This window comes from Profundibacter sp., assembly GCF_056498605.1.
The window spans coordinates 1-2548 of record NZ_JBSMEZ010000031.1 but is presented as its reverse complement, the minus strand read 5'-3'; the positions used below and the strand labels follow the sequence as shown (position 1 = coordinate 2548).

Annotated in this window: 3 protein-coding genes; 1 reads left to right on the top strand and 2 read right to left on the bottom strand. The window is 54.4% G+C overall.

Annotated elements, in window-relative coordinates; genetic code table 11:
• Together ACWB12_RS03740 and ACWB12_RS03735 are read right to left on the bottom strand one after the other, a co-directional pair.
• Positions 1 to 785 (bottom strand): oxidoreductase (locus ACWB12_RS03740; protein ID WP_479528725.1); only part of this gene is annotated, 785 nt, incomplete at its 3' end.
• Positions 786 to 934: 149 nt separating this feature from the next.
• Complete coding sequence (locus ACWB12_RS03735) at positions 935 to 1870, bottom strand: LysR family transcriptional regulator (RefSeq protein WP_479528724.1); 936 nt, start codon at positions 1868 to 1870, stop codon at positions 935 to 937.
• 173 nt (positions 1871 to 2043) lie between these two features.
• On the opposite strand from ACWB12_RS03735, the gene ACWB12_RS03730 reads away from it, so the two are divergent.
• The coding region (locus tag ACWB12_RS03730) for an aminopeptidase P family N-terminal domain-containing protein (protein ID WP_479528723.1) at positions 2044 to 2548 on the top strand (505 nt) is incomplete at its 3' end.

Sequence of the window (2548 nt, the reverse complement as noted above, 5' to 3'; positions counted from 1 at the left end):
GACAGGGTCACGTCCCACAGGTCGGGAATTTCCGCCAACATGCCGATGGCATCCTCGGCCTCGTTCTTTTCCAGGCCCTTGTTGCCAACCAATTCGTCAAGGCTGATGCGGACTGCCATTGCCGCCTCGCCGGCTATTTCGTCCTGTGTGTCCAGCATGATTTCCTTAAGCAGCCGAACGCGATTTTCTAGGCTACCGCCATATTCGTCTGTGCGGTGGTTCCAACGACTGGACAGAAAATGAAATAGGATCGACAAATTATGGGCTGAATAGACATAGATAATGTCAAACCCGGCCCGCTTGGCCCGCCTGACCGCATTGCGGTGCCAGCGTCGCAGGTCAGCGATATCGTCCTTGTCCATCGCCCGGCATTGAACCGGGTCGCGATTGGGCGTCTGCACTCGCAAATGGCTGGGCGACAACGGAATCTCGCGGGTATACATGCTCGCCATCGAATAAGAATTGTACGTCAGCTCAACCCCCGCCAGCGATCCGTTGGCCTGAACCTTTTCCACCATGAGTTCCAGTGTCGGCAGGTCGCGGTCATCCCACAGGCGCATTTCAATCAGCGGAGCAGAGTCCGACGATGGATGAATTTCGCATTGTTCGGTGTTCACTACACCCCAGCCACCTTCGGCCTTGATCCCGCGCATCACCGCCATGCCGGTGGCGTGCTGATAGCCCAACCCATTGCAATGGGGCACCTGATAAAACCGATTTCGGGTCACGCGCGGCCCGATTTTCACAGGCTCAAACAGAATGTCATAGCGGGGGTCGCGGGTCATGATTTCAATCTCCGTCAAATGGGCAATTGGCTTTGGTCTGACCCGAATTCCGCTTTGGCGACATCGGGCTGGCGTGAATGCAGATTTCAGCAGTTTTTACTTGGGTACAAGCCAAGATTGCCAAAAGCTTACTTTGCAAGTTCTCAAAGTTAAATCAGCGACGTCCCAGCATTCGGGTCGGCGCGCGATTTGGTGTGCGACATCAACAGTGCCACAAAGCTTTCAAGGGCCAGCGATTCACGATTACCCGACTTGGTGACAATCGCATGTTTGGAAACATAATCGGCCCCGTTGCCGCCAACCTGAAACAGGCCACCCTGCGCCACCCAGGCGCTTGCATAATGATCCGGCAGAAACCCGATGTAACCGCCAGACAGCAACAGCGCCAACATGCCTTCCATCGTATCCACCCGCGCGACCTCTTTGACGACACCCAAAGTATCACGGTCAAATTCATGGTGGTATTGACGAACCACAGCTGGAAACTGCGCCAGATCTATCGCGCGCAATCTGTCCTTGCCGGCCCCGAACAACGGATGGCCCTTACCGCAGTAAACCCCATGAGTTTCGTCAAACAACGACGAGAATACTAGACCAGAGCGGTTTCGAATGAACGGACCAATGGCGGCGTGCAGGTGTTCGTTAACAACGTCATGCTCAAGGGTTCGGCGCGGTGCCACAACCAGTTCGATTTCCACATCGTTTTCGACAGAATTAAATTCCCGCACTGCCTCGGAGATGGAAAACCGGGGGTGGGTCATCAACCCATCAACCATACCGATGGACAGACGCCCACCCAGCACACTTTTGGCTGACGCCAGAACGCCGGTAAAATCATCCAGCGAGTTCAGGATCTTCTTGGTTTCACGGTACACGACCGCCCCGCGATCCGTCAGCTTGAAACCGCCCCGCCCGCGTTCACACAGCCGCAACCCGAGGCGTTTTTCAAGGTTCGAGATATGCACCGAGATGGTCGAGGTCGACACGTTCAAATAGGCCTCGGCGGCGGCAAACCCGCGTGCTTCGGCCACCGCCACAAAAATGCGCAGCAATCGCAGGTCAATATCAGAAACACGTTTCATCATTGATACTCACGCATAAATTCCACACCTTAGTTTGGCAAGCGTAAAAGTATAATTGCGTTCATCCACATTCTTCAAAACCCGGAGCAAGGTCAGAATTTGCCTTGCACCCGCTGTGTATGCGACTGCGCAAACGGCCGGGAAAATAATATTGAAACCAAAAAGGGGACGTTGCGATGACACTAGACCAAGACCGCGAGATCATGATTGTCGCGGATCATACCGAACATGTGACGTTCCAGGGCACGCTGCGCAAAACCGCCAGCGGGTACGATCTGCCGATGATTGTACACGACCGGCTGGCGTTTTCACCCGAGGAATATGTTCGCCGCTACGACAGTGTTCAGGCGCAGATGGAGGAAATGGGTCTTGACGCCCTTTTGATCCGTGGCCCGGAAAACATCACGCATTTCACCGGTTATGAAACACCCGGCTACTACAAATATCACTGTGTGGTGGTGCCCAAAAACGGCCAGCCGGTGTTTCTGGTGCGGGATTTTGAATGGATAAACTCGCCCGAGTTTGCCTGGTCGACCAGACTGGCCAAAGTTTATGACTGGGATCATCCGCCCAGTGTCACGGTCAACATTCTGCAACAACTTGGTTTGGGGGACGGCAAGCGGATCGGGGTTGAGAAACAGGCGTTCTTTTACACCGTGGACGAACATGAAACGCTGGTGC

What these genes read in the sequence shown, in the direction of transcription:
- ACWB12_RS03735 (WP_479528724.1), bottom strand. Translation starts at nt 1,870, where the DNA reads ATGATGAAACGTGTTTCTGATATTGACCTGCGATTGCTGCGCATTTTT.